The organism is Micromonospora musae (genome assembly GCF_003626635.1).
In the GTDB taxonomy this organism is placed as follows: Bacteria; Actinomycetota; Actinomycetes; order Mycobacteriales; family Micromonosporaceae; genus Micromonospora; species Micromonospora musae.
In genome coordinates, this window is record NZ_RAZT01000002.1 from 394,493 (window position 1) to 417,547 (window position 23,055).

Consider the following 23,055-nt stretch of genomic DNA (forward strand, 5'->3'; position numbering starts at 1 on the left):
CCGGCGCGGACCCGGCACGACCGATGCCGGACCGGGGTGCGGCCGGGAGACTGGGCCGATGTCCTCCTCGACCATGCTGGTGCTCGGACCGAAGCTCTGGGTGGCGCTCGCCGCGCTGACCGCCGCCGCGGCCGCCGTGGCGGCAGTCGGGCGGTTGGGGCACAGCCGTCAGATCATGGTCGCCGCCCTCCGCGCGGCAGTCCAGCTGACGGCGGTATCGCTGCTGATCGCCGCCATCGTCGCGTCGCACTGGGCCACCGCCGGCTTCGTGGTGCTGATGTGCCTCGTCGCCTCCGGCACCTCCGCCCGCCGGGTGGGCGCCGGACGATCCGGCTGGTGGGTCGCCTTGCCGATCGTGGCGGGCAGCCTCACCGTGGTGGCGGCGCTGCTCGCCGCCGGTCTGCTGCCGGCCCGTGGCATCGCCGTCATTCCCGTGGCCGGCATCCTGATCGGCGGGGCGATGACCGCCACCTCGCTCGCCGGTCGACGGGCCGTCGACGAGCTGACCGGCCGCCGGGGCGAGGTCGAGGCGGCCCTGGCGCTCGGCCTCTCCCCGCGCGACGCGGTGCTGCTGGTGTGCCGCGCCGCAGCCGCCCAGGCGTTGATCCCCGCGCTCGATCAGACCCGCACCGTGGGGTTGGTGACCCTGCCGGGGGCGTTCGTCGGGGTGCTGCTGGGCGGGGCGAGCCCGATCGAGGCGGGCGTCACCCAGCTCTTCGTCCTCGTCGGGCTGCTGGCCGTGGAGGCCGTCGCGGTCGTGCTCACCGTCGAGCTGGTGGCCCGGGGGCGGCTGCGCCCACGGGAGCCGATCCCGGCCCTGGCCGGCTGATCCGCCAAAGACGGTTGGTTTTCCGCCGGCAGCCACCTATGGTGGTCGGATGCTCCCGGTCGGTAAGCACGCCGCACCCGTCACGCCACTGACGGTGCTGTGGGCTGCCCACCGACCGGTCCGCGCGGCGCTGCCCGGAGGCCGCTGCGCCCGCGCGCTCATCGCGCCCACCCTGGCCACCCAGGGCCGGCCGAGCCCGGTTCCGGGCCGTGGCCCACCGGCGGATCCGTCACATCCCAGGAACGGACGCCAAGGGCGAAGCCACACAGCTTCGGCCCTTTTTTCTTTACCCGAACAAGGAGACCCCATCATGAGCACGGGCACCCACCGGCGGGCCGATCAGGACCGGCTGGACAACCTGCACGCGACCCTCAGCAAGGAGTTCGAGGTGCAGAGCGCGAGGCTGACCGAACTCACCGCCGACACCGGCGACCCGGGCCAGGCGCACACCCAGTCGGCGCTGATCGCCGCGGCCCGGCAGAGCATCGAGCAGATCGCGGGCGCACTGCGGCGCATCGCCGAGGGCAGCTACGGCGCCTGCGAGCGGTGCCAGGGCGACATTCCGGCCGAGCGGCTGGAGATTCTGCCGCACGCCCGCTTCTGCGTTCCCTGCCAGCAGAAGCAGAACGGCTGATCCGTCGGGCCGGGCGGGACCCGGATGGCGCCGGCGCCACGAGCGCCCCGGTGACGACCTTGCCCGCCGCCGGGGCGGTACGCCACCCCGGCGGCGGATCGGGCTCAGCAGCGGGGCAAGCCGGGGATGTACCCGTTGTGTCCGGTGGAGACGTACGCGTCGGAGACCCAGCGGTTGGTGCCGATCCGGTTCCAGACGTTGGTGGGGCCGGAGCGCACGTTCAGGTTCGCCGACTCGGTGTTCACCGGGCCGGCGCCGATGCCGTTGACCCCGTCGACCAGTCGCAGGTAGTAGGTCCAGTTCCAGTTCGGACCCGGATCGGTGTGGGTGGCGCCGGGCACCTCGACGGTGAGGAAGTTTTCCTACATCTGCCGCGCGGCGCGGCTCGACACCGTGTCGTACCGGCCGGGCAGGATCGTGCGCGGACGATGTCGACTCGACCCGGGGACGTGAGATGACGTACGGCTACTTCAACGCGATGAGGACCCGACCCGGCCACCGTGACGAGGTGGTGGCGATCCTGTTGGCCGGCGTCGACGGCCTACGGGCCGCCGGATGCCGGCTCTACGCCGTGGGAGTGGCGCAGGACGACCCCGACCTGATCCGGGTCAGCGAGATCTGGGACTCGAAGGAGCAGCACGACCGCTCGCTCCGACTGCCCGAGACGCAGGCCGCCATCGCCCGGGCCATGCCCCTGCTCACCGGCGAGTTCGCCGGCCAGGAGATGACCGTCGTCGGCGGCCTCGGCGTGTGAGGGCCGACCGGCTCACACGCCGCGGGCGCGCAGCGCCCGGACCGCCCAGTCGAGCACCGGGGCCAGGCTCTCCGTCGCCGGCCAACCGTTGACCACCGAGAGCAGCCACAGGTAACGCTCCCGGCCCGGGTCGCTCGCCGCCTCGAGCCGGGCCAGCAGTCGACGCCGCGACGAGAGGTCGTCGGGGCGGGCGCAGAGCCGCGCGTACCGCCCGCCCATCGCGGCGACCACGGCGTCCGCCCGGGGCGAGTCCGGTTCGACGGCCGCCGCCAGCGCCGGCCCGACCTCGGCCCGGACGACCGCCACCGCGTCCGGACGCACCACGGTGACCGAGCCGTCGGCCCGGTCGGCGGCGTACTGCTCCGCCAGCTGCCGCATTCCGGCGCGGAACCCCTCGTCCTGGGAGAGCTCGGCCAGCTCGATCCACGCCTCGACCTGTTCGACCTCCGGCTCCTCCGGCAGCTGCGGGGTCATCGAGCGACGGAGACCGACGAAGGCGCCGTCGGTGTCCAGTCCACCGAACACGGCGTCGAGAAAGTCGCCCACGAGAAGCCCCCGCTCCTCCTCGGTGAGCGTGGCCAGCCTGTGCATCAGTTCCATCCCCTCGGTCGTGCAGTCGCGCCGGGCGACCACGGCGAGCACCGCACGGCGCAGCCGCAGCAGCCGGATCTGGACGGCGAGCGCGTCGGCGTGGGCCGCGGCGACCTCGGCGAGCGGAACCTCCCGGTCGACGATCCGGGCGATCGTCATGAGGTCGAGCCCGAGCGCGCGCAGCGTCCGCACCAGCTCCAGCCGGGCGAGCGCGGCCACCCCGTAGCGGCGGTGACCGGCCGGGCTACGCCCGGACGGGGGCACGATGCCGCGCTCGGCGTAGAACCGGATGGTCTTGACCGACAGCCCGGTACGCCGAGCCAGCTCACCGATCGAGTACCACCTGTCGCTGCTGTCCATGCCTCCACCCTCGCCGCTCCCCCTGGGGGAGATGCAAGGCCGTCCGGTCACCGGATCTTTCGAGAGCGGCGGCCCGCACCACGGTTGGTGTGGAGCGGGCCGCCGCGCCTCGGCGGGTCAGACGGCGAGGCGACCGCCGTCGACCGGCAGCACCGCGCCCTGCACGAAGCTCGCCCGATCACTGGCCAGGTAGGCGATCGCCTCGGCGATCTCCTCCGCCGAACCGGGCCGCCCGGCCGGCGCCTGGGCGGCCTGCTGGTCGAGAGCGTCACCCATCGGAGCGGTACCGCTGGTCCGGGTCGGGCCGGGGCTGACCGCGTTGACCCGGACCCCCTGCGGCCCGTACTCGGCCGCCCAGGACTTGGTGAGCAGCACCAGCGCCGCCTTGCTCGACCCGTACAGACCGAAGCCCGGGTCGCCGAACTCGGCCACCATCGTGCTCACGTTGACGATCGCGCCGTGACCCCGCTCGGCCATCTCCGGCGCCAGCTCGGCGACGAGGAAGTACGGCACCTTGACGTTGAGCGAGTAGACCTCTTCGAAGTCCTGCCCGCTGGTCCGCTCCGTCGGGCCGTACGGGTAGACGCCGGCGTTGTTGACCAGGATGTCCACCCGGCCGGCCACCGCGCGGGCCCGGGCGGCCAGCGAGCGCGCCGACGCCTCGTCCCGAAGGTCGACGACCAGGAGGTCCGCCCGGCCACCAGCCGCCCGGATCTCCCCGACCACCCCGTTCCCGCGCACCTCGTCCCGGCCCGAGACCAGCACATGGGCGCCCCGCTCGGCGAGAGCGAGGGCCGTTGCCCGGCCGATGCCGCTGGTGCCACCGGTCACCAGCGCCACGGATCCCTGCAGTTCCATGATCGTTTCCACCCACATCCATGTCGCGGAGAACTCCGGTCGGGGCTGTCCCGACCCGTGGATGTGTAAGGCGCAGGGCCCTCGCAGCTTTCCCACCGGACTCACGGGATCGCTTATGGCCGTCATAAGCACTCCCGACGCCTACTCCTGCCCCCGGTAGTCCAACGCGGCGATCAGGTGACCGAGGTCCCGCCGGCGGGAGCTGGCCGGCCACGAGGCCCACGTGCGCCGTACGAGCGGATGCCCGACCAGGGGCGCCCAGGTCAACGACTCCGGGATGGGCTGCTGCCAGTTCGGCGGCGCCAACGCGAACGCCCCGCCGGCGGTCACCGCGGCCAGCTTCACCGGCGCGATGAGCCCCGGCCCCTCGGGCGGAGTGCGCCCCGGGTCGAGTCCGTGACTGCGCAGGATCGCGGTGATCTCGTCGTACCAGGTGGGGCTTCCGGAACGGGGAAAGCCGACCCAGTCCAGCCCGGCGAGGGCGTCCAGCCGGATCCCGTCAGGCCCGGCGAGCCGCACCGCCTGCTCCGCGTCGAGCAGCACCCCGAGGCGCTCCTCGACGACCAGCACGGCGTCCAGATCGGGGCCGACCGGATGCTCCCGGACCAGGCCGACGTCGAGCTCCCCGGCGCGGAGCGCGGCGACCTGGGCCGAGGTCGACATGTGCAGGGCCTGGACGCGGGTGGTCGGGTAGGCGTCGGCCAGGTCGGTGAGCGGACCGGAGAGCAGGTCGGCGGGGAGCTCCAGCGGAATCCCCAACCGCAGCACCACGTCACCCGACCCGCTGTGTCGGGTGACGGCGGCCACCGCCTGGTCGTACCGGGCGAGCACCGCGCGCGCCTCGCTGAGCAGCGTCGCGCCGGCCTCGGTGGCCCGCACCCCGGTGCTGCTGCGGACCAGCAGCTGCACGCCGAGCTGCCGCTCGATGCCGTTCATCTGCTGGGACAGCGCCGGTTGGCTCACGTGCAGCCGGCGGGCGGCCCCGGAGAGACTCCCCTCCTCCAGCACCGCGACGAACGCTCGCATCTCCCGCAACTCCACGCGCCCATGACACCACGCCCGGCCCGGCCGGTCGGCCGAACGGGACAGCGGCGTCACGTTCGCCACCGGAGCGGCGCGGAAAACCTCCCGCCGTCGCCTCCGCCACTACCGGTCAGAGCCGTCGCTACATCCAGATGCACCGATAGGCAGCATCGACCGAGATGAACGTAGAGTGGGTAGCCCTGGCCCCACTGATCGTGGCTGGTCCGGCGCCGCTCCCGCTGTGGACGCGGCAGCCGGCCGCCGACCGGAAGGAGCACAGTGCACTCACATCTCAGGACCGCGCTCTCCGCAGCCCTGACCGCCACTCTCCTCGCCACCGTCGCCGCAGCGCCCGCCGAGGCGCACGGGCGGGGTGGCAAACCCGGCGTCATCGCCCTGCCCGACGGGTTCCAGCCCGAGGGCATCGCCACCGCCGGCCGCTACGCCTACTTCGGCTCGCGCGCCACCGGCGCGATCTACCGCGCCGACCTGCTCGACGGCGACGGACGGGTGTTCAGCCCGGCCACCGGCACCCCGTCGCTCGGGCTCAAGGTCGACCGGCGCGGCCGGCTCTTCGTCGCAGGAGGCGCGGCCGGCGACGCCCGCGTGATCGACACCCGCAACGGCCGGGTGCTGGCCCGCTACCAGTTCGCCGCCGCACCGACGTTCGTCAACGACGTCGTCCTCACCGAGCGGGCGGCCTACTTCACCGACTCCAACAAGCCGGTGCTCCACCGACTCCCGCTCGGCCGCCACGGCGCCCTGCCACCGGCCGACGGCTTCACCACGATTCCGCTGACCGGGGCGTTCCAGCAGGTCGGCACCGGAGTCAACGCGAACGGCATCGTCCGTACGCCGGACGGCCGGGCCCTGCTCATCGTGCAGTCCAACACGGGCACGCTCTTCCGGGTCGACCCGCTCACCGGGGCGACCACCGCGGTCGACGTGCCGGGGCACACCTTCACCAACGGCGACGGGCTGCTGCTCGACGGCCGAAAGCTCTACGTGGTGCAGAACCGGCTCAACCAGGTCGCCGTGGTGGCGCTGAACCGCTCCGGCACCGCCGGCCGGCTCACCGGCACGATCACCGACCCGGACTTCGACGTACCCACCACGGTGGCGAAGGCCTTCGGCCGGCTCTACCTGCCCAACGCCCGCTTCACGACCACGCCGACCCCCACCACCGGGTACGACGCGGTCGCCGTCTCCGCACGCTGAACCGGCCGGGAGGGGGAGCGACTCATCACCGGGCCGGCTCCCTCTCCCGCCGCACGGCATCAGCGGCACCTCCGCAGACGGCCTCGCCCGGCGGGGATCGGTGCACCGCGGCGACGGCCACGGCGAGCAGGCAGACCCCGGCGGCCACGACGAGTGACAGGCGAGCACCCAGACCGACGGCCGCGGAGCCCAGCGGGGTAGCCAGCACGATGGGCCCGAACATGGCGGTGTTGGCGGTGGCGGACACCCGACCGAGCAGCGACTGCGGCGTGTGGGTCTGCACTGCGGTGATCGCCGCGACCAGCGTCCACGGCAAGCCGACCCCGCCGACCACGGCCGCCACGACCACGGCAGCCGGCCAGGGCAGGCCCCGACCGAGGCAGGCGGCGGCGAAGAGGAGAACGCCCACCGTCGCCATCCGTACCGGGCCGTGCCGGGACAGAAGGCGGCCGACGACCAGTCCCGCGGCGATCGATCCGGCGCCCTGCGCGCCGAGCAGCACACCGAGGAAGGTGCTCGGCAGGTTCAGCTCGTCGGTGACGATCGCATAGCCCGCCGCGGTGGCGAAGCCGGACATGGCGATCGAGGCGGCGGCGAGCCCGACAGTCACCCGGGTCGCCCGCTGCCCGAACAGGACACGGATGGCGGCGCGCGCCCCGCCACGCTGCTCGGCCGTCCTGACGCCCGGGGCGCGGGTCGGCCGCAGAGCGGCGTACAGGGCGGCCACCAGTACTGGCATCCCGGCGCAGAGCACGGCCACGGCCTGCCCGCCGCGCCAGGCGTAGAGGCCCGCGCCCACTGCCGGCGAAACCAGCTTCATGCCCTCCTGGGCGCTTGATCGCCACCCGTTGACCTGGGCGAGGTCGGCGGCTGAGAGCGCCGACGGCAGCAGCGCGGTCTCCGCCGCGCCGATCAGCAGGTAGCTGATCCCGTAGCCGGCCGCCACGGCGAAGAGCAACCACGCCTGGCCCGGCCCGCGTACCGCCAGCAGACTCAGCACGGCCAGGGCCAGGCCCAGGTTGGTCGCGATCAGCAGCGCTCGCCGAGGCACCCGGTCGAGCACGCCACCCAGCCAGGGGCCGGCGACCTGGGGGCCGTAGAGGAAGAGCCCGCCGAGGGCGGCGAGGCCGGCCGACCCGGTGAGATCGAGGATCCAGATGCCGGTCGCCAGATTCATGGCGCTGCCACCCAGGCCGGAGAGCAGGGAGATCGCCACGAAGAGCGCGGCGTTGCGTCGCACGGACCCTCCAGGCTTGAGTCGGAACGACTCAGATCCTCGAAGGTGCGCCGAGGTGGGTCAATACACACCGCTACTGTCAATCATTTGTTGACAGCGCGGTCTCCATCCGGGCGGCGACCGCCTGGACCGGCGCCGGCAGGTGCTCCCGCCCGGCCCGGACGAGATCGTCGATGATGTGCCGGGAGAGCGTGTGCAGCGCACCCGGTTCGGCGTCGTGGCTGACCGCCACCGTGTCGCGCACCAACGCCGCACCCGGGAAGCGGCCGCTCCACTGCTGGTCGACGTCGATCCAGCGCTGGAGGTCCGCCACCGCCGCGCGCAACGCCACTAGCCGGTCCGAGAAGCCCCGGTCCAGCTCCCGTCGACGGGCCAGCCGGGCCGTCGCCAAACGTTGCCGGCGCTGCTCGGCCGCCTGGCGACTGGCCAGACCCAGTGCCACGGCGATCTGCGCCCAGGTCGCACCGGCATACCGGGCTCGGTCGATGAGGTCCAACTCCTCCTCATCGAGGCGCAGGCGGTCGGCACGAAGCATGCCCAACCGGTCCAGTTCGTCGACCATCTGTCAACACTACATTGACATCGCCGCGGGAAGTCGGGGCAGCGCAACGGCAGCCCAGCTGCGATCATGCTCGACCGTGGAGATCAACAGCCGCCCCGTCGTCGGCCCGCCGGGCAGCCCGCTCCGGCGAACCCCGCAGCGCGTACGGTCGGCGACCCTCGCTCTGGCCGGGCTGGCCACCTTCGGCAACTCGCACACCCTGCCCTGGATTCTGGTGCGCCCCGGGCAGGACCTCGACGAGCGGCTGCTCGGGATCGCCCCGTCCGAGGCCCCCCAGACGTACGCCCTGGCCGACCTGCCGGGTTCCCGGATCGCGCTGTACCTGGGGTGGCTCGCCCTGCTGGCCGTCCTCGTCCTGGCCTGGGTACGACCGCAGTGGCGGGACGGCCTACGGCTCGCGTGCCTGGCGGCGACGCTGGCCGGCGCGGCGTTGACCTTCCTGCCGAGCGGCGCCGCGGTGGACGCCAGTGGTTTTCCCCGGGCCGACCGGCCGACCAGCACCTACCTCTCCGGCACCTGGCTCGCGCTGAGTGGCCTGCTCCTGCTGTCCGGGGCGGCCTTGGCGATGCTGCCGCGACCGTCGGGAACCGCGGCGGCCTCCGCGCCCGCGGGCACGTCCGGAACTGCGGACACGGCCGGGGGTGCAGGCACGTCCGGGGAAGCGGGCACGTCCGGCGGTGCGGGCACGTCCGCGGAAGCGGGCACGTCCGCGGAAGCGGGCACGTCCGCGGAAGCGGGCACGTCCGGGCCGGCGCCCGACGAGAGCCGCGCTCCGGTTGCCAAGCACCCGGGCGAGCCGCGCACGACAGCGCACGATCCGGTGCCCGCCGGCGCGACCGCCGACCTCGACGCCGAGCCGGCTCCGCTGTTCCGACCCGCGCTTGCGCGCGCTTCTCGTCGCACCGCGCGGCCGTCGGCGGTCGTCGCCGCCGCGCTCGGGGCGGTCGCGTTGGCGGCCGTGGCCACCGTGCTGGCCTGGCCCCGGCCGGACCGTCCGGGCGACCGCAGCGCCGCCGACCGGGTCGAGATCGCGACCATCGAGGGAGCTGGGACGGGCGACGCCTCCGGTGGCCTCGCCGCGCTACTGGTCACGGCCCCGGACGACGCGACGCCCGTCCTCGCCCCGGTCCGGGACGACAAGGTCGACATCACCCGGATCGCCTCGCTGGACGAACCCGGCGCGATGCTCATCTTTCCGCGACTGCTCGACGTACGGCACACGGCCGGCACTGCCTGGACGCAGCCGAACTCCGAATCGATGATGGTCGTGCTGTTCCAGTTCGACACGTCGGAACTGGCCGAGGACTTCCGGACCTCCTACGCGACCATGGAGCGGTACAGGCGCAGGCCCGGCTCGGCGGTGGCACTCGCCTCCGTACCCGATGCGGCGGCCTTCGTCGGCACCAGGGGTGACGGTGCGGTCCCGCCCGACGTCCACGCCGTCGCGCGGCACGACGACATCGTCGTGCTCGTCACCGCGGGCGGCGGTGCCTCGGATGACGTCACCGGCGCCGAGGCCCTGCTACGTCGCCAGTACCAGCGGCTCTGACAGCTCGGGCGGGGTGATCGTCCTCATGCCGACGGCACCCCGCCGCCAGCGTAGATTCGGTGCCGCCGGGCCCGTCACCAGGACGCGACCTGGGCGACGGAGGATGGCATGACGGGTACGGCGCAGGCACCGTTGCGGGTCGCGCTGCTGGGTTACGGCATCGCGGGCCGGGTCTTCCACGCCCCGCTGATCGCCGCGACCGCGGGGCTGCGGCTGCACGCCGTGGTGACCCGGGATCCGCAGCGCCGGCAGCAGGTCCGGCAGGAGCACCCGGATGCCCGCCTGGTCGACGACGCGGAGCTGCTGTGGCGCTCGCCCGAGGCGCTGGACCTGGTCGTGGTGGCCACCCCGAACCGGCAGCACGTCGCGATGGCCCGGGCGGCGCTCGCTGCCGGCCTGCCGGTGGTGGTCGACAAGCCGCTGGCCGCGACCGCCGAACAGGGACGCGAGCTGGTCGACGAGGCGGCGCGGCTGGGCGTACCGCTGACCGTCTTCCAGAACCGGCGCTGGGACGGGGACTTCCTGACCGTCCGCCGGCTCGTCGAGCAGGGTGAGCTGGGGCGGGTGACCCGCTTCGAGTCGCGGTTCGAGCGCTGGCGGCCGACGATCAAGCCGGGCTGGCGGGAGCACGCCGCCGCGGACGAGGCCGGTGGCGTCCTCTACGACCTGGGCGCGCACCTCATCGACCAGGCGGTGCAGCTCTTCGGCCCGGCTTCCCACGTCTACGCGGAGGTGGACCGCCGGCGGGCGGGCGCGCAGGTCGACGACGACGCGTTCGTCGCGCTGACCCACGCCGGCGGGCTGCGCTCCCACCTCTGGATGAGCGCCCTCACCCCGCAGCTCGGCCCGCGCTTCCGCGTCCTCGGCGACCGGGCCGGCTACACCTCCTACGGGCTGGACCCGCAGGAGGACGCGCTGCGTGACGGCGGCCGGCCGGGCGGCGCCGGCTGGGGCGAGGTCAGCCCCGAGCGGTACGGCCGGTTCGGCGTCGACGGTGAACTTCGGCCGCTGCGCACCGAACCCGGCAGCTACCAGAGCTTCTACGAGCAGGTGGCGGCGGCGCTGCGCGACGGCGCCCCGCTGCCGGTGGACGCCCGGGACGCCGTCGACACCGTCGCACTGATCGAACTGGCACACCGGTCCGCCGCGGAGGGTGCGGTACTTCCCGTACCGCCGTCGACGGCGCGCTGACCGCCGCGCCGACCCGGTCTCCGCTACCGTGCCCCTCGGGGCTGCGGTGGCGGAGCCGGAGAGGCCGGGTGGGCATGGAGGCGCAGGGTACGCGCGCGGCGATGCCGCCCACCGCCGGCCGGCGCCGGGCCGCGAGCGGCCCGCCCCGGCTCGGGCCGCGACCACGGCTCGACTACTACCTGATCCTCGACCGACCCGCCGGGCCCGACGCGGTCGCGGAGGCGATCGTCGTCGAGGAGTTCGTCCGGGCCACGGACTGGACGACGGTGGGCCTGCGCAGCGCGGGCTGGACGCCGGCGGGGGCCGGCTGGTGGAGTTCGGCGGCGTACAGCCGGGCCATGCGCGCCGATCCGGAGCTGCGCGCCCGGGTGCTCCCGGTCGCCCGTGCGGAGGCGGATGCCGCGCACCGCCGGCTCGGCGGCGCGGCGCTGCCGGACGAACCGGTGCTGCGCGCCGGCTTCCACGACGACCAGGTCCTGCCCGTCACCGCCCCGCTGCGGCTCGGTCCGAGCGCCCCGGACGGATACCACGAACGGCGGGTGTACCGGGTGCTCTTCGCCGGTGACCCGCTGGCGCACCGGCTGGCGGAGCTGGCCACCCGGTGGCGGCCCGCCGACGGGCGGTCGACCGCCGACGCGCTGCCTGCCGGTCGGCGGCGGGTCGACGACGATCGGTTCGCCTGGACGGTACGCCGCGTCGGTCGCGGTCTCGCCTGGTCGCTCGACCTGACGGTGCTGCTCACCGGCGCCGACGACCGCACCGTGGGGCCGTTGCTGCACGAGCTGACCTCGGCCGTGCGGCTCTGCGGTCTGGTGCCGATGACGACCGAGCGGTTCGACTGACCGCTTCCCGACCCGGCAGATCAGTCCGGCTCGAACGGGCCGAAGGCGTGCCGGACCAGCCGGTTCGCCTCCTCCTGCGCCACTCCGCTCGCCACGAAGAGGTCACTCGTGGTGGTCCGGACCTGGGCGACCACCACCGACCCGGAGAAGCCCACCCCGGTGCGGTACGCCTCGCCCGCCCCGGCCACCGCCTGCAGCGCCCGTTCCTGCGCCTTGTCGGGCTCGTGGCCGGCGGCGAACTCCTGGCGGAGCAGCCGCGTCGCCTCCGCCAGCGCGGACACCGCCGTCGGCAACGTCTCCGGAATCGGCTCACCCTCCTCGATCAGGGTCACCGCACGGCGGATCAACGTGCCGGTGTTGCGCATGGCCCGGTCGATCGGCTCCGCCGCTCGCGCGTACCGGCCCACCGGTCCCTGCCGGCTCCCCCAACGCACCGGGGAGAGCGCGGTCGCCTCCCGCGCGGCCTGCGCTGCCTCGGTGAGCGCCGCGATCTCCTGCTTGTTGTCGCGCAGGCGGTCGAGAGCGCCCTGCGCGGCCGAGGCGTCACGTCGCCGCAGCGCGTCCGCGGCGGTGTCGAGCTGATCGGCGAGCAGGCACAGCGCCGGCGTCGCCGCCCGGTTGATCACCCGCAACGGGTGCAGCGGCAGCAGGACCGCGGTGACCACCAGCGACACCGCGCCACCGACGAGGGCGGCCAGGAAGCGCGGAAACTCCAGGTTCTCCACCACCGGGCTCAGCGTGCCGATGAGCACCGCCGTGGCGCCGGCCTGCACCATGACCGACGGACCGCCGCCGAGCAGCACCGACACGACGATGGAGAGCACCACGATCAGGCCGAGCTGCCACACCCCGGTACCGACGAGGTAGATCAGCGCGTCGCCGATCAGCACACCGACGGAGACCCCGACGATCAGTTCGACCGTACGGCGGATCCGCTGGCCGACCGACGCGGCCAGGGCGACGACCGCGGAGATCGGCGCGAACAGCGGCTGCGGGATGTGCAGCAGATTGTCCGCCACCCACCAGGCGAGGCCCGCCGCGAGACCCGCCTGCACGGCCAGTCCACCGCCGGCGCGTACCCGTCGCAGCCGGTCGGGCAGCGAGGCCGCCGCCCGGCCGCGCAGCCGGGCCAGGGCGGCGGGCGTCCGGGCGGGCCCGCCGTCGCGGGTCTCGCCGTCGTCGCTGCGGGCAGCGGTCCGGACCACGGCCGCATCTACCCAGTGGCGCCCCGGCCAATCGTCGCGACCGCCTGCCGTATCCGCCGCGCCGGTCTTCGGCCCGCCTGCGCGACAATGAGGCCGTGCGGTTCGGCATCCTGGGTGCGACCGAGGTCCACCGGGCCGACGGTCGCCGATTGACCGTCGGCGGGCCACGGCTGCGGGCGCTGCTCGCGCTGCTGCTGCTCGACGCCGGCCGCGTGGTGCCCCGGGACCGCCTCGTCGACGGCCTCTACGGGGACGACCCGCCCGCCGGGGTGGCGAACGCGCTCCAGTCACAGGTGTCCCGTCTGCGTCACCTGCTGTCGTCCGGGCCGGTCGACCCGGTGGAGTTCCACCCCGCCGGGTACCGTCTCGCGGTCGATCCGGACGACGTCGACGCGCACCGGTTCACCCGGCTCGCGGACGCCGGTCGGCTGGCGCTCACGGCCGGCGATCACCACCGCGCCACCGATCTGCTGCGCGAGGCGCTCACGCTGTGGCGCGGGGAGCCGCTCGCGGACGTGACCGACGCCCCGTTCGCACCGTCGCACACGGCCCGGCTGCGGGAACGCCGGCTCACCGCGACCGAGGACCGGATCGAGGCGGAACTCGCCGTGGCAGACGCCGCGGCGCGCGTCCGGCCGCTCGTGACCGAGCTGCGGGAACTGGTCGCCGCCCACCCGCTGCGGGAGCGGCTGTACGGCCAGCTGATGCGCGCGCTGCTCGCCGACGGCCGCCGCGCCGAGGGGCTCGCCGTCTTCGCCGGCCTGCGCCGGCTGCTCGCCGACGAGTTGGGCACCGACCCCTCCGCCGAGCTGGTGGCCGTGCACGCGACCCTGCTGCGGGACGAGGCCGAGCCCGCGCCGGTAACGCCGCGGCTACCGCCCCTGCCCGGCCAGCTGACCAGCTTCGTCGGGCGGGAGGAGGAGCTGCGCCGGCTGGCGAAGCTGCTCACCGAGGCCCGGCTGGTCACGCTGCACGGCCCGGGCGGCGCCGGGAAGACCCGGCTCGCCGTGGAGACATCCGGGCGGTACGACGGCGACGTGTGCCTGGTCGAGCTGGCCGCGCTCCCGCCGGGGGCGGAGGTGGCCCCCGCGGTGCTGGCCGCCCTGAACCTGCGCGACACGGCGCTGCGCGTACCGGGTGGGCCCCGCGACGCCACCGACCGGCTGGTCGCGGCGCTCGCCGACCGGCGGCTGCTGCTGGTGCTGGACAACTGCGAGCACGTGATCGACGAGGCCGCCCGGTTCACCGCTCGGCTGCTCGGCGCCGCCTCGTCGGTGCGGGTGCTGGCCACCAGCCGGGAGCCGCTCGGGCTGACCGGTGAGGCGCTCTGCCCGGTGCTCGGCCTGCCCGTGCCGCCGGACGAGGCCGAGCCCGAGCAGGTCCACCCGTACGCCGCGGTACGGCTCTTCGCCGACCGCGCCGCCGACGTGGCACCCGGGTTCGCCATCGAACCCGGCACCGTGTCGGAGGTGCTGCGGATCTGCCGTACCCTCGACGGCCTTCCGCTCGCCATCGAGCTGGCCGCGGCGCGCCTGCGGGCGCTGCCCGTCGCGGAGGTGGCGGCCCGGCTGGACGACCGCTTCCGGCTGTTGAACCGGGGCAGCCGGGCGGCTGCTCCTCGGCACCAGACCCTGCGCGCGGTGGTGCGTTGGAGCTGGGACCTGCTGGACGAGCCGGAACGACGGCTGGCCCGCCGGTTGAGCGTCTTCGCCGGCGACGCCGATCTCGCGGCGGTCGAGCGGATCTGCGCGCCGCTCGGCGCGGAGGCGCTCGACGTGCTGACCGGCCTGGTGGAGAAGTCCCTCGTCGAGGCGGGCGACGGCCGCTTCCGGATGTTGGAGACGGTGCGCGCGTTCGCCGCGGAGCAGCTGGCCGAGGCGGGCGAGGCCGATCAGCTCCGGCGGGCGCACGTGACGTACTTCCTCGATCTCGCCCGGGCCGGCGACGCGGGCCTGCGCGGCCCCACCCAGCTCGAGTGGCTGCGCCGGCTGGACGCCGACCGGGACGACCTGCACGCCGCGCTGCGCCGGTCGATCGCCGACGGCGACACCACGAGCGGGCTGCGGCTGGTCGCCGCGCTGTCGTTCTACTGGTGGCTGCGCGGACTGCGCGGCGAGGGGGCGGCCCTCGCCGGCCGGCTGGTCGACCCGCTCGACGGTCCGCCCACCGGGCTCGCCGAGGAGTACGCGCTCAGCCTGCTGGTCGCCGCACTGGGCGCCGCCCGCGGCGCGGCCCGCACGGACTTCGGCACGGCCGGGGACATCCTCTGGAGCCTGGGCCGCCCGCCGAAGCACCCGTTCCTGCTCTACCTGTCCGGGATGACGGCCGGTCCCCCGTCGCAGCAGCGGATGTCGGTGATGCACTCCGTGGCGGAGCGGCACAAGCTGCTCGGTACCGACCCGTGGAGTGAGGCGCTCGGGTCACTCGGCTTCGCGCTGGTGTGGCTCTTCGACGGCCGGTACGACGAGGCCCGGGCGGAGCTGACGGCCGCCTACGAAGGGTTCCGTGCCATCGGCGAACGGTGGGGCATGATCCTCGCGCTCACCACTCTCGGCGAGGCCGCCTATCGGATCGGTGACCCGGCGGCGGCCGCCGACCCGATGGCGCGGGCCCTGCGGTTGGCCGACGACCTCGGTTCCACGCTCGACACGGCGGAGCTGCTGCGGACCCGGGCGGACGGCCGGCTCGGGGTCGGCGACCTGGACGGGGCGGAGGCCGACTACCGGCAGGTCGCGGCGATCGCGCAGCCGGCCGGAGCACCCGAGCTGAGCGCGGCGGCCCACTACGGGCTCGGCGAGACGGCCCGCCGTCGCGGTGAGCTCGACGAGGCACGGCGCCTCTGCGAGCAGGCGGTGGCGGAGTGCCCGGCCGGCTGGTTCGGCGCCGAGATCGTCCGGCTCGCCGCGCTGGTCACCCTCGGTCAGATCGCGGACGCCGCGGGGGACGCGCCGACGGCGCGCGGCCACTACCGACAGGTGCTGGGCGCGACCGTGGGCATGTGGGACACGCCGGTTGTCAGCGCAGCGGTGGACGGCCTGATCGGGCCGGTGCTGCGCCGGGGCGAGGGTGACCGGGCGGCGCTGCTGCTCGGCGCGGTCTCGGCGGTGCTGGTCGGCAGCGGCGCCGAGCCCGCCGCGCAGGCCGCCGCGGTGACCGGGGCGACCCGGGCCGGGATCGGCGTCGAACGGTTCGGACGGGAGTTCGGCCGGGGCGCCGCGCTCGACCGGGGCCGGGCCCTCGCCCTGCTGGACGGCGCCTGACGGAGCACGACGCCGGCCGTCAGCGCGCGGTGCGCGTCCGGTCAGCGCGGTCGGCGAGGCTGCCGCCATGACTGACGAGACATCGGCCGTCGTGGCCCGGGGCGTGCGCAAGACGTACGGCCGCACGGCAGCCCTCGACGGGTTCGACCTGACGGTGCCGCCGGGCACGGTCTGCGGACTGCTCGGCCCGAACGGCGCGGGCAAGACGACAGCCGTGCGGGTGCTGGCGACCCTGCTCCGCTTCGACGCCGGCCACGCCCGGGTGGCCGGGCACGACGTGACCCGACACCCCGAGCGGGTGCGCGCGGCGATCGGCCTGACCGGGCAGTACGCGGCGGTCGACGAGACCCTCAGCGGCCGGCAGAATCTGGTGCTCTTCGGCCGGCTCCGGCACCTGCCGTCGCGCACGGTCCGGCGGCGGGCGGACGAGCTGCTCGACCAGTTCGGGCTCACCGACGCGGCGGGACGCTCGGCCGGGACGTACTCCGGCGGCATGCGCCGCCGGCTCGACCTCGCCGCCAGCCTGATCACCAGGCCACAGGTGCTCTTCCTCGACGAGCCGACGACCGGGCTGGACCCGCGCAGCCGCAACGGCCTCTGGGACGCGGTCCGCACGCTGGTCGCCGACGGCACCACGGTGCTGCTGACCACGCAGTACCTGGAGGAGGCGGACCAGCTCGCCGATCGCGTCTCGGTGGTGGACGCGGGCCGGGTCGTCGCCGAGGGCACCTCGGCCGAGTTGAAGGCCCGCTCCGGCGCGGACCGGATCGAGCTGGTCGTCCGGCACGCCGGGCAGCTGCCCACGGCGGCGGCTCTCGTGGAGCGGATCACCGGCGGGACGGTCCGCGTCGACCGGGAGATCCGTCAGCTCAGCGCGCCCGTGGCCGACCGGATCACCGCGCTCGCGGAGCTGCTGCGCGCACTCCAGGACGCCGGGATCGCGGTGGAGGACGTCGTCCTGCGCCGGCCGACGCTGGACGAGGCGTTCCTGCACCTCACCGGTGACCGCAGCGGCCGCGCGGGTACGGAGGTGGCGGCGTGAGCACGACTGTCGAGACGCGTGTCCCGTCGGGCCGCGCCGAGCAGGCGCCGCCCTCGGGCCCGCTCACCCGGCTGCGCTGGGCGGTGGTCGACGGCTGGGTGATGACCGGGCGGAACATGCGGCACGTGATCCGCTCGCCCGAGGAGATCGTCCTCTACTTCAGCCTGCCGATCATGTTCGTGCTCGTCTTCGGGTACGTCTTCGGCAGCGGCATGGCGGTGCCCGGCGACGGCAGCTACCGGGAGTTCCTGCTGCCCGGGGTGTTCGTGATGACCATGCTGTACGGCCTGGGGGCCACCGCGTCGCAGATCGCGGTGGACGCCGGCCGTGGCGTGGTCGACCGGTTCCGTTCGTTGCCGATGGCCCGGTCGGCGCTGCTGACCGGGCGGGCCGGGGCGGACCTGCTGCGGGCGTTGCTTGAGCTGTCGGTGCTCGTGGTGTGCGGGCTGCTCGTCGGCTGGCGGTGGCGTAACGGTCTGGGCGACGCGGCGGCCGCCGTGGGCCTGATCCTGCTGCTGCGGCTGGCGCTCACCTGGCTGGGCATCCTGCTGGGCCTGCTGGTGCCGAACCCGGACACCGTGAGCGTGATCGTGTTCCCGCTCGCCTTCCCGCTCACCGCCCTCTCTAACGTCTTCGTCGCCCCGGAGCTGCTGCCCGAGTGGCTGGGCGCGATCGCCGCCTGGAATCCGCTCTCGGCCACCGTGGCGGCGGCCCGTGACCTCTTCGGCAACCCGGGCCTCGGCGGCGGGTCCTGGGCGGCGGAGCACGCCCTTCTGCTGGCGGTCGGCTGGCCGGTGCTGCTGATCGCGGTGATCGCGCCGCTCGCCGTCCGGCGCTACCAGCGGCTGAGCCGCTGACCCGCCGTGGCGCGCCGCCGACGCAGGTTACCCCGCGTCGGCGGCGCCGGTCTCGGCGAAGAGGACGTCGAGCTGCGCGTCCAGCGCGGCCAGGGCCTCTTCGGCCGGGTAGTGGCCGCCGAGCAGGTAGACGCCGAGGCCCTCCATCAGCGCCAGCAGGCCCGCGGCCCGCTCCTGCCGTCGCGGACCGGGCAGGAGGCTCGCCACGAAGCCCGTCAGTTCCCGGGTGTCCGCGCGCAGACCGGTGGCGGCCTCGGGCCGTACCGCCGTGTAGGCGAGGAACGCCAACGCGACCCGGCCGTCGGCGCGGGACTCCTCGGTGAGCGGCAGGATCGTGACGAACATGGTGCGCAGCAGCAGCCGGGGCGGCGGCTCCTCGCCCAGCTGGGCGATCGCCTCGGTCACCCGCGCCTGGTTGCGCTCCCGGACGACGGCCATGGCGAACGCCATCATCTCGTCCTTGGTGCGGAAGTAGTGCTGGACCATGCCCGACGAGACGCCGGCCTCGGTCGCCACGTGGCGCAGGCTGACGGCCTCCAGCCCCTGCCGGGCAGCCACCCGCATCAGCGCGTCCGCGATGAGCGTGCGCCGCTCGTGGTGGTCGACCTTCTTCGGCATGGTCCTCATGCTGTCACGTCGGGAACGGGTGGTGGATCGTCGCCGGCCGTGCCCGACCGGCGTCGGCGGCTCACCGCACGGTCACCGTTCCGGCCGCGGCGTCCACCGTCACGATGTCGCCGGTGCGGATCAGCCGGGTGGCGTCGGGGACGCAGATGACGGCGGGGATGCCGTACTCCCGGGCGACCGTGGGGCCGTGCGCCATGACGGCGCCGGTCTCGGTGACCAGCCCGGCGGCGGTCAGGAAGAGCGGCGTCCAGCCGGGATCGGTGGTCGGCGCGACGAGGATCTCGCCGGGCTCCAGGCGCGCGGTGGCCGGGTCGTGAACCACCCGCGCGGGCCCGGTCGCCGCGCCGGCCGCCGCGCCGACGCCCCGCAGCGCCCCGGCCGTCGCGGCCGGCACCGGCAGCGCGGCCTCGAGGTCGGTGCCGTCGGAGAGCAGGGCGACCGGCACGGTACGGCGGCGCAGTTCGCGCTCATGGACGGCGCGGCGGGCGGTGACCGTCGAACGATGGTCGGCGCCCTGGTGCACGGCCGCCGCCGCCTCGTCGAGGTTCAGGAACATGATGTCGTCGGGTCGCGCGAGCAGTCCGCCGTCGGCGAGTTCGGCACCGATGAGCAGGAGTTGGCGGCGCATCTCGCGCAGCCGGTACAGCCCGGCGAACTTGCCGGCCTCGCGCAGGCCCGCCAGCGAACGGGCCCGGCGCAGCAGGAAACCGGCGATTCGGCCGCGGACCGGCCGGCGGCGGCGGGCCCGTACGACGAGCCGGTCGAGGGTGGCCTCGGCCGTCGCGGCGGCGCGGGCGAAGCGGCGATCGGGCGCCTGGTCGGGGTCGGTGACCCGGAGGTAGTTGGCGATCATGGCGAGGACCGGCGCGGGGTCCTCCGCCCAGCGGGGAACCCCGAGGTCGACCTCGGCGACGGCCCGGTGGCCGTACCGGTCCAGGAACGCCGCGAGCCCGATGTCGGGCAGCGTGCCGAGTCGGTACCGGTCGGCCAGCTCCCTCGGCTCGGTGCTGAGCAGCAGGTCGCGGTGGGCTCGGGCCTGCTCGGTGAGCCGCCACAGGGCGAGATCCATCTCGATGGTGACGTTGTGCGGCATGCCGCCGAGCACGGTGTCGATCTCGTCGCGGTCGGCGACGCCCTTGAGCAGGTACGCGGGGAGGGTGGCGGCCAGCATGCCGGCGATGATGGGCCAGACGAGGTCGTCCGTGCCCGGCGAGGTCTCCTCCTGGTCCCGCACGAACCGGAGCCGGTCGGCGGCGGTACGCAGCTCGGCCGGGGCGGCCGAGTCGGCGGCGAGCTGGTCGATCGCCCGGAACATCCGGGTGCGGGCGGCGGCCGGCCGGGCCAGCGCCCGGAGCACGCCGATCAGTGCCCGCAGCGCCGTCCGCGCGTCCGGTGCGCCGCCGCGTCCGGCCCGACGGCCGGGGCGTGGCGCGAAGCGCGGGTCGGCGAGCACCCGCTCCATCACCGCCTGGGCCCGCGGACCGAAGTCGACGGCCATCAGCTTGACCAGGCGCTTGCGGGCGGACGGGTCCCGGGCCAGGTCGGTCAGGTCGCCGTAGAGCCGCCCGCCGATGTCGGTGACCTCGACCCGCAGTCCGAGGCTGGCGAGCATCGCCACGATCACCGACTTCAGCGTCGACATGCCCATCGGGGTGACCGGACGCAGCATGCCCTGTACGTGCCCGAACTCCAGGTACACGCGGGGCTCGGGGTCGTCGGTGGCCGGCGGGAGGGGGAAGAGGGTGGTGATCGGCCGCGACTGCAGCAGCCAGAGCACACCCTGCCGGTCGTACGCCCACTCGACGTCCTGCGGCCCGCCGAGCCGGTGCTGGAGCCGCTCCCCCACCGCGCGCAGCTCGTCGAGTTGGGCGGCCGTGAGCAGGCCGCCGGGCTGCGACGGCTCGCCGAGGACGTACCGCTCGACGTCGGCGGCGCCGTCCACGACTGTCGTGCCGAGACCGGCGGCGGCCTCGACGATCATCTCCGTCCGCCGTCCGGTGACCGGGTTCGCGGTGAAGAGCACACCCGCGACCGCCGCGTCGACCATCCGCTGCACGACGACCGCCATCCGCACCGCCGCGTGCTCGATGTGGTGGGCGTCGCGGTAGGCGACGGCACGGTCGGTGTGCAGCGAGTGCCGGCACTTCTCGATGGCGGAGAGCAGGTCGGCGACGCCGGTGACGCCGAGGAACGTGTCCTGGATGCCGGCGAAGCTGGCGTCCGGCAGGTCCTCGGCGGTGGCGCTGGAGCGCACGGCCACCGGGCCGCCGCCGAGCTGCCGGTACGCCGCCTCGATCTCGGCCTCCGGGGACGCTCCCGCCTCCTGGGCGGCGGTGGTGACGCAGAAGCCGTCCGGCACCCGTTCACCGAGCCGGATCAGCGCCGCCAGCCCGGCCGCCTTGCCGCCGACCAGGTCGGCCATCCCGTCGGTCAGCTCGGAGAACGTGATCACGCGCATCGGGGGCACCCTCTTTAGCAATACGACTGCATTGCAAAAGACTCTAGCCTCTTGGCAATGCGACCGCAACGTCAAGCCGGGGTCAGCGGCGGTGCCGCAGCGCCCGGGAGAGGCCGTACACGTCGCCGGAGTTGACCTCGTACGGCAACGAACGCAGGTACGCCGCCATCCGCGGCGCGGCCATCCACTGCGGGGAGGACAGCGCCATGGCGTCGCCGAGCGCGAGGTTGAAGGCCTGGAAACCGAGCCCGGTCAGCCGGCGCAGGCACCGCTGCGCCACCGCGCGCTCGATCGTGGTGAACTCGAAGGAGAGCGCGGGCAGCGGACGGCCCAGACCGGCGAGCACCTCGTCCTCGTACCCCTCGACGTCGATCTTCACGAAGGCGGGCACCCCGTGCTCGGCGATCAGCCCGTCGAGCGTGAGCGACGCGACGTCGATCGGGGCGTCCCACCGCTCCCCCTCCCAACCGGCCGCGCCGTCGGCGGCCCGAATGAAGTGCGGCGAGGCGGTGGAGATGGTCGGGTTGGCGGAGTTGACACTGAAGGGCACGCTCCCCGCCCCGGCGGCGCAGAGCGCCTCGACGACCGTCACCTCCCCGTCGTCGCGGTAGATCGCCCGCAGCGCCCGCGTGCACGCCGGCTGCGGCTCGACGGCGACCACCCGGGCCCCGAGCCGACGGAAGCTGCCGACCCGGTCGCCGACGTGCGCGCCGATGTCGAAGACGAGGTCACCCCGGCGGACGAAGCGGGCGTAGAAGGCGTCCATGGCCGCCTCGCGCGCCGGGTCGCCGTAGTAGACCTCGAGGGAACGACGGATCGAGACGGCGTCGGGATCCGTCTTCAGGGCCTCCACAGCGCCGGCGCGGGCGTCCATCTCCAGAATCTAGCCCGCCGGACGTGAGGGGATCTCGGATTCCGGCCCCGGCGATCAGGGGGCGATGCGGAGCCGGCGGATCCGGTCGGCGTCGTACTCCTCGAAGCGGTACCGCAGGCCGGCGAAGGGGCTGCCGGGGAAGTCGCCGCTGATGGTCGTGGTGACCACCGTGCCCTCGGCTGCGTCCTCGACGTCGGTGATCTCGTACCGGACCAGCGGCACCTCGCCGCGCCAGTCGCGGATCGCCGCGATGCCGCGGTACGTCCTCCCCTCGTCCTCCACCACCGCGTCGTCGGCGAAGAGCGCGAAGTAGGCGTCCGTGTCCGGCCGGCCGGCCAGCTCGAAGTAGCGGCGGATGATCTCGGGCGCCTCGGTCATGGGAACTCCTCGATGTGCGGGGTCGGACCGTCGGGACGGCGCGACCGTCGTACTGTTACTTCTGAACTAGAAGTGAGTCACTTCGACATTAGCACCCACTCGGTGAGGAGCAGGTATGGCCGGCAAGATCCGCCTGGAGGACCGCGAGTGCCCGCTCTCGGCGACCCTCGGCGTGGTGGGCGAGTGGTGGACCCTGCTGATCCTCCACGACGCGTTCGACGGCTACACCCGCTTCGAGCAGTTCCAGGAGAACCTGAAGATCTCCTCCAGCATCCTGACCAGCCGACTTCGAACCCTGACCGCCAACGGGCTGCTGGAGCGCCGCCGCTACCAGACCCACCCCGACCGGTACGAGTACGTCCTCACCGAACTGGGCCGCAGCCTGCGACCGGTGATCGTCACGCTCGCCGCCTGGGGCAACTCCCGGCTCCGGCCGGAGCAGCGCAGCATGATCCTGGTCGACCGGGAGACCAGGGCCGAGGTCGAACCCGTGGTGGTCGACCGGAGCACGGGGCGGGAACTCGACCCGGAGAACTTCGTCTTCGCCGCCGGCCCGGCCGCCGGCGAGGTCATGCGCACCCGGTACGCCGACGCCGCGCCGCGGCGGCCCACGCCGGACGGACGGCGCTAGGCGAGCCCGCTCTTCTCCGCGAGTGCGGAGATTCGAGGCGCGCGGCCGTAGCGCGCGACGGAATTACCGGGTAGA

22 protein-coding genes are annotated in these 23,055 nt (G+C 74.4%); 11 read left to right on the top strand and 11 right to left on the bottom strand.

Translation table 11 applies throughout. The features are described 5' to 3' along the window. Positions 1-58 precede the first annotated feature (58 nt). Together D7044_RS04765 and D7044_RS04770 are read left to right on the top strand one after the other, a co-directional pair. Positions 59-829 carry an ABC transporter permease gene (locus D7044_RS04765; RefSeq protein ID WP_120688081.1) on the top strand — a complete coding sequence of 257 codons (771 nt, stop codon included), beginning with the start codon at positions 59-61 and terminating at the stop codon, positions 827-829. A gap of 310 nt (positions 830-1,139) precedes the next feature. Beyond that, a complete protein-coding gene (locus D7044_RS04770) occupies positions 1,140-1,463 on the top strand; it encodes a TraR/DksA family transcriptional regulator (protein ID WP_120682608.1) in 324 nt (107 codons plus the stop codon). 104 nt (positions 1,464-1,567) lie between these two features. Here the strand turns inward: D7044_RS04770 and D7044_RS32560 are convergent, their stop codons facing one another. Then, a complete protein-coding gene (locus D7044_RS32560) occupies positions 1,568-1,804 on the bottom strand; it encodes a hypothetical protein (RefSeq protein ID WP_199716471.1) in 237 nt (78 codons plus the stop codon). Positions 1,805-1,917: 113 nt separating this feature from the next. On the opposite strand from D7044_RS32560, the gene D7044_RS04780 reads away from it, so the two are divergent. Then, positions 1,918-2,217, top strand: a complete 300-nt coding sequence (locus D7044_RS04780) for a putative quinol monooxygenase (protein WP_120682610.1) — start codon at positions 1,918-1,920, stop codon at positions 2,215-2,217. Between the two features lie 12 nt (positions 2,218-2,229). On the opposite strand, the gene D7044_RS04785 is transcribed toward D7044_RS04780, so the two are convergent. The 3 genes from D7044_RS04785 to D7044_RS04795 all read right to left on the bottom strand — a co-directional run bounded on the left by D7044_RS04785 (position 2,230) and on the right by D7044_RS04795 (position 5,067). Continuing rightward, the gene (locus tag D7044_RS04785; protein WP_120688082.1) at positions 2,230-3,168 is read right to left on the bottom strand and encodes a MerR family transcriptional regulator; all 939 of its coding nucleotides are present in this window, start codon (positions 3,166-3,168) and stop codon (positions 2,230-2,232) included. 117 nt (positions 3,169-3,285) lie between these two features. Next, on the bottom strand, positions 3,286-4,026 hold the full coding sequence (locus D7044_RS04790; protein WP_120682614.1) for an SDR family NAD(P)-dependent oxidoreductase: 741 nt from the start codon (positions 4,024-4,026) through the stop codon (positions 3,286-3,288). 141 nt (positions 4,027-4,167) lie between these two features. Beyond that, positions 4,168-5,067: a LysR family transcriptional regulator gene (locus D7044_RS04795; protein WP_199716472.1), complete on the bottom strand. Its 900-nt coding sequence runs from the start codon at positions 5,065-5,067 to the stop codon at positions 4,168-4,170. Positions 5,068-5,328: 261 nt separating this feature from the next. On the opposite strand from D7044_RS04795, the gene D7044_RS04800 reads away from it, so the two are divergent. Next, positions 5,329-6,267, top strand: coding sequence for an SMP-30/gluconolactonase/LRE family protein (locus tag D7044_RS04800; protein WP_120688083.1), 939 nt, complete (start codon positions 5,329-5,331; stop codon positions 6,265-6,267). A 25-nt stretch (positions 6,268-6,292) separates the two neighbouring features. On the opposite strand, the gene D7044_RS04805 is transcribed toward D7044_RS04800, so the two are convergent. After that, positions 6,293-7,507 carry an MFS transporter gene (locus D7044_RS04805; RefSeq protein WP_120688084.1) on the bottom strand — a complete coding sequence of 405 codons (1,215 nt, stop codon included), beginning with the start codon at positions 7,505-7,507 and terminating at the stop codon, positions 6,293-6,295. Between the two features lie 76 nt (positions 7,508-7,583). After that, the gene (locus tag D7044_RS04810; RefSeq protein WP_120682620.1) at positions 7,584-8,066 is read right to left on the bottom strand and encodes a hypothetical protein; all 483 of its coding nucleotides are present in this window, start codon (positions 8,064-8,066) and stop codon (positions 7,584-7,586) included. 76 nt (positions 8,067-8,142) lie between these two features. Here D7044_RS04810 and D7044_RS04815 point away from each other — a divergent pair, with 76 nt between their 5' ends. The 3 genes from D7044_RS04815 (at position 8,143) to D7044_RS04825 (ending at position 11,648) form a co-directional block, all read left to right on the top strand. Further along, positions 8,143-9,615, top strand: a complete 1,473-nt coding sequence (locus tag D7044_RS04815) for a hypothetical protein (protein ID WP_120688085.1) — start codon at positions 8,143-8,145, stop codon at positions 9,613-9,615. A gap of 108 nt (positions 9,616-9,723) precedes the next feature. Next, positions 9,724-10,806: a Gfo/Idh/MocA family oxidoreductase gene (locus D7044_RS04820; protein WP_120688086.1), complete on the top strand. Its 1,083-nt coding sequence runs from the start codon at positions 9,724-9,726 to the stop codon at positions 10,804-10,806. Between the two features lie 68 nt (positions 10,807-10,874). Then, positions 10,875-11,648 carry a hypothetical protein gene (locus D7044_RS04825; protein WP_158609953.1) on the top strand — a complete coding sequence of 258 codons (774 nt, stop codon included), beginning with the start codon at positions 10,875-10,877 and terminating at the stop codon, positions 11,646-11,648. A gap of 20 nt (positions 11,649-11,668) precedes the next feature. Here the strand turns inward: D7044_RS04825 and D7044_RS04830 are convergent, their stop codons facing one another. Beyond that, positions 11,669-12,853 (bottom strand): FUSC family protein, encoded by a 1,185-nt coding sequence (locus D7044_RS04830; protein ID WP_120688088.1) that lies wholly within the window; start codon positions 12,851-12,853, stop codon positions 11,669-11,671. 95 nt (positions 12,854-12,948) lie between these two features. Between D7044_RS04830 and D7044_RS04835 the strand changes: the two genes are divergently transcribed. The 3 genes from D7044_RS04835 (at position 12,949) to D7044_RS04845 (ending at position 18,012) form a co-directional block, all read left to right on the top strand. After that, a complete protein-coding gene (locus D7044_RS04835) occupies positions 12,949-16,113 on the top strand; it encodes a BTAD domain-containing putative transcriptional regulator (protein WP_120688089.1) in 3,165 nt (1,054 codons plus the stop codon). A 67-nt stretch (positions 16,114-16,180) separates the two neighbouring features. Continuing rightward, the gene (locus tag D7044_RS04840) at positions 16,181-17,155 is read left to right on the top strand and encodes an ATP-binding cassette domain-containing protein (RefSeq protein WP_120682631.1); all 975 of its coding nucleotides are present in this window, start codon (positions 16,181-16,183) and stop codon (positions 17,153-17,155) included. Between the two features lie 101 nt (positions 17,156-17,256). Next, positions 17,257-18,012, top strand: coding sequence for an ABC transporter permease (locus tag D7044_RS04845; RefSeq protein ID WP_120682815.1), 756 nt, complete (start codon positions 17,257-17,259; stop codon positions 18,010-18,012). 27 nt (positions 18,013-18,039) lie between these two features. Here D7044_RS04845 and D7044_RS04850 read toward each other — a convergent pair whose 3' ends face one another. The 4 genes from D7044_RS04850 to D7044_RS04865 form a co-directional block, all read right to left on the bottom strand. Further along, on the bottom strand, positions 18,040-18,630 hold the full coding sequence (locus D7044_RS04850) for a TetR/AcrR family transcriptional regulator (RefSeq protein ID WP_120682633.1): 591 nt from the start codon (positions 18,628-18,630) through the stop codon (positions 18,040-18,042). A gap of 70 nt (positions 18,631-18,700) precedes the next feature. Then, positions 18,701-21,097, bottom strand: a complete 2,397-nt coding sequence (locus D7044_RS04855) for a PEP/pyruvate-binding domain-containing protein (RefSeq protein WP_120688090.1) — start codon at positions 21,095-21,097, stop codon at positions 18,701-18,703. 82 nt (positions 21,098-21,179) lie between these two features. Continuing rightward, positions 21,180-21,971 carry an FkbM family methyltransferase gene (locus tag D7044_RS04860; RefSeq protein ID WP_120688091.1) on the bottom strand — a complete coding sequence of 264 codons (792 nt, stop codon included), beginning with the start codon at positions 21,969-21,971 and terminating at the stop codon, positions 21,180-21,182. Positions 21,972-22,025: 54 nt separating this feature from the next. Beyond that, a complete protein-coding gene (locus D7044_RS04865; protein ID WP_120682639.1) occupies positions 22,026-22,349 on the bottom strand; it encodes a nuclear transport factor 2 family protein in 324 nt (107 codons plus the stop codon). Positions 22,350-22,464: 115 nt separating this feature from the next. Here D7044_RS04865 and D7044_RS04870 point away from each other — a divergent pair, with 115 nt between their 5' ends. Beyond that, positions 22,465-22,980 carry a winged helix-turn-helix transcriptional regulator gene (locus D7044_RS04870; protein ID WP_120688092.1) on the top strand — a complete coding sequence of 172 codons (516 nt, stop codon included), beginning with the start codon at positions 22,465-22,467 and terminating at the stop codon, positions 22,978-22,980. Positions 22,981-23,055 lie beyond the last annotated feature (75 nt).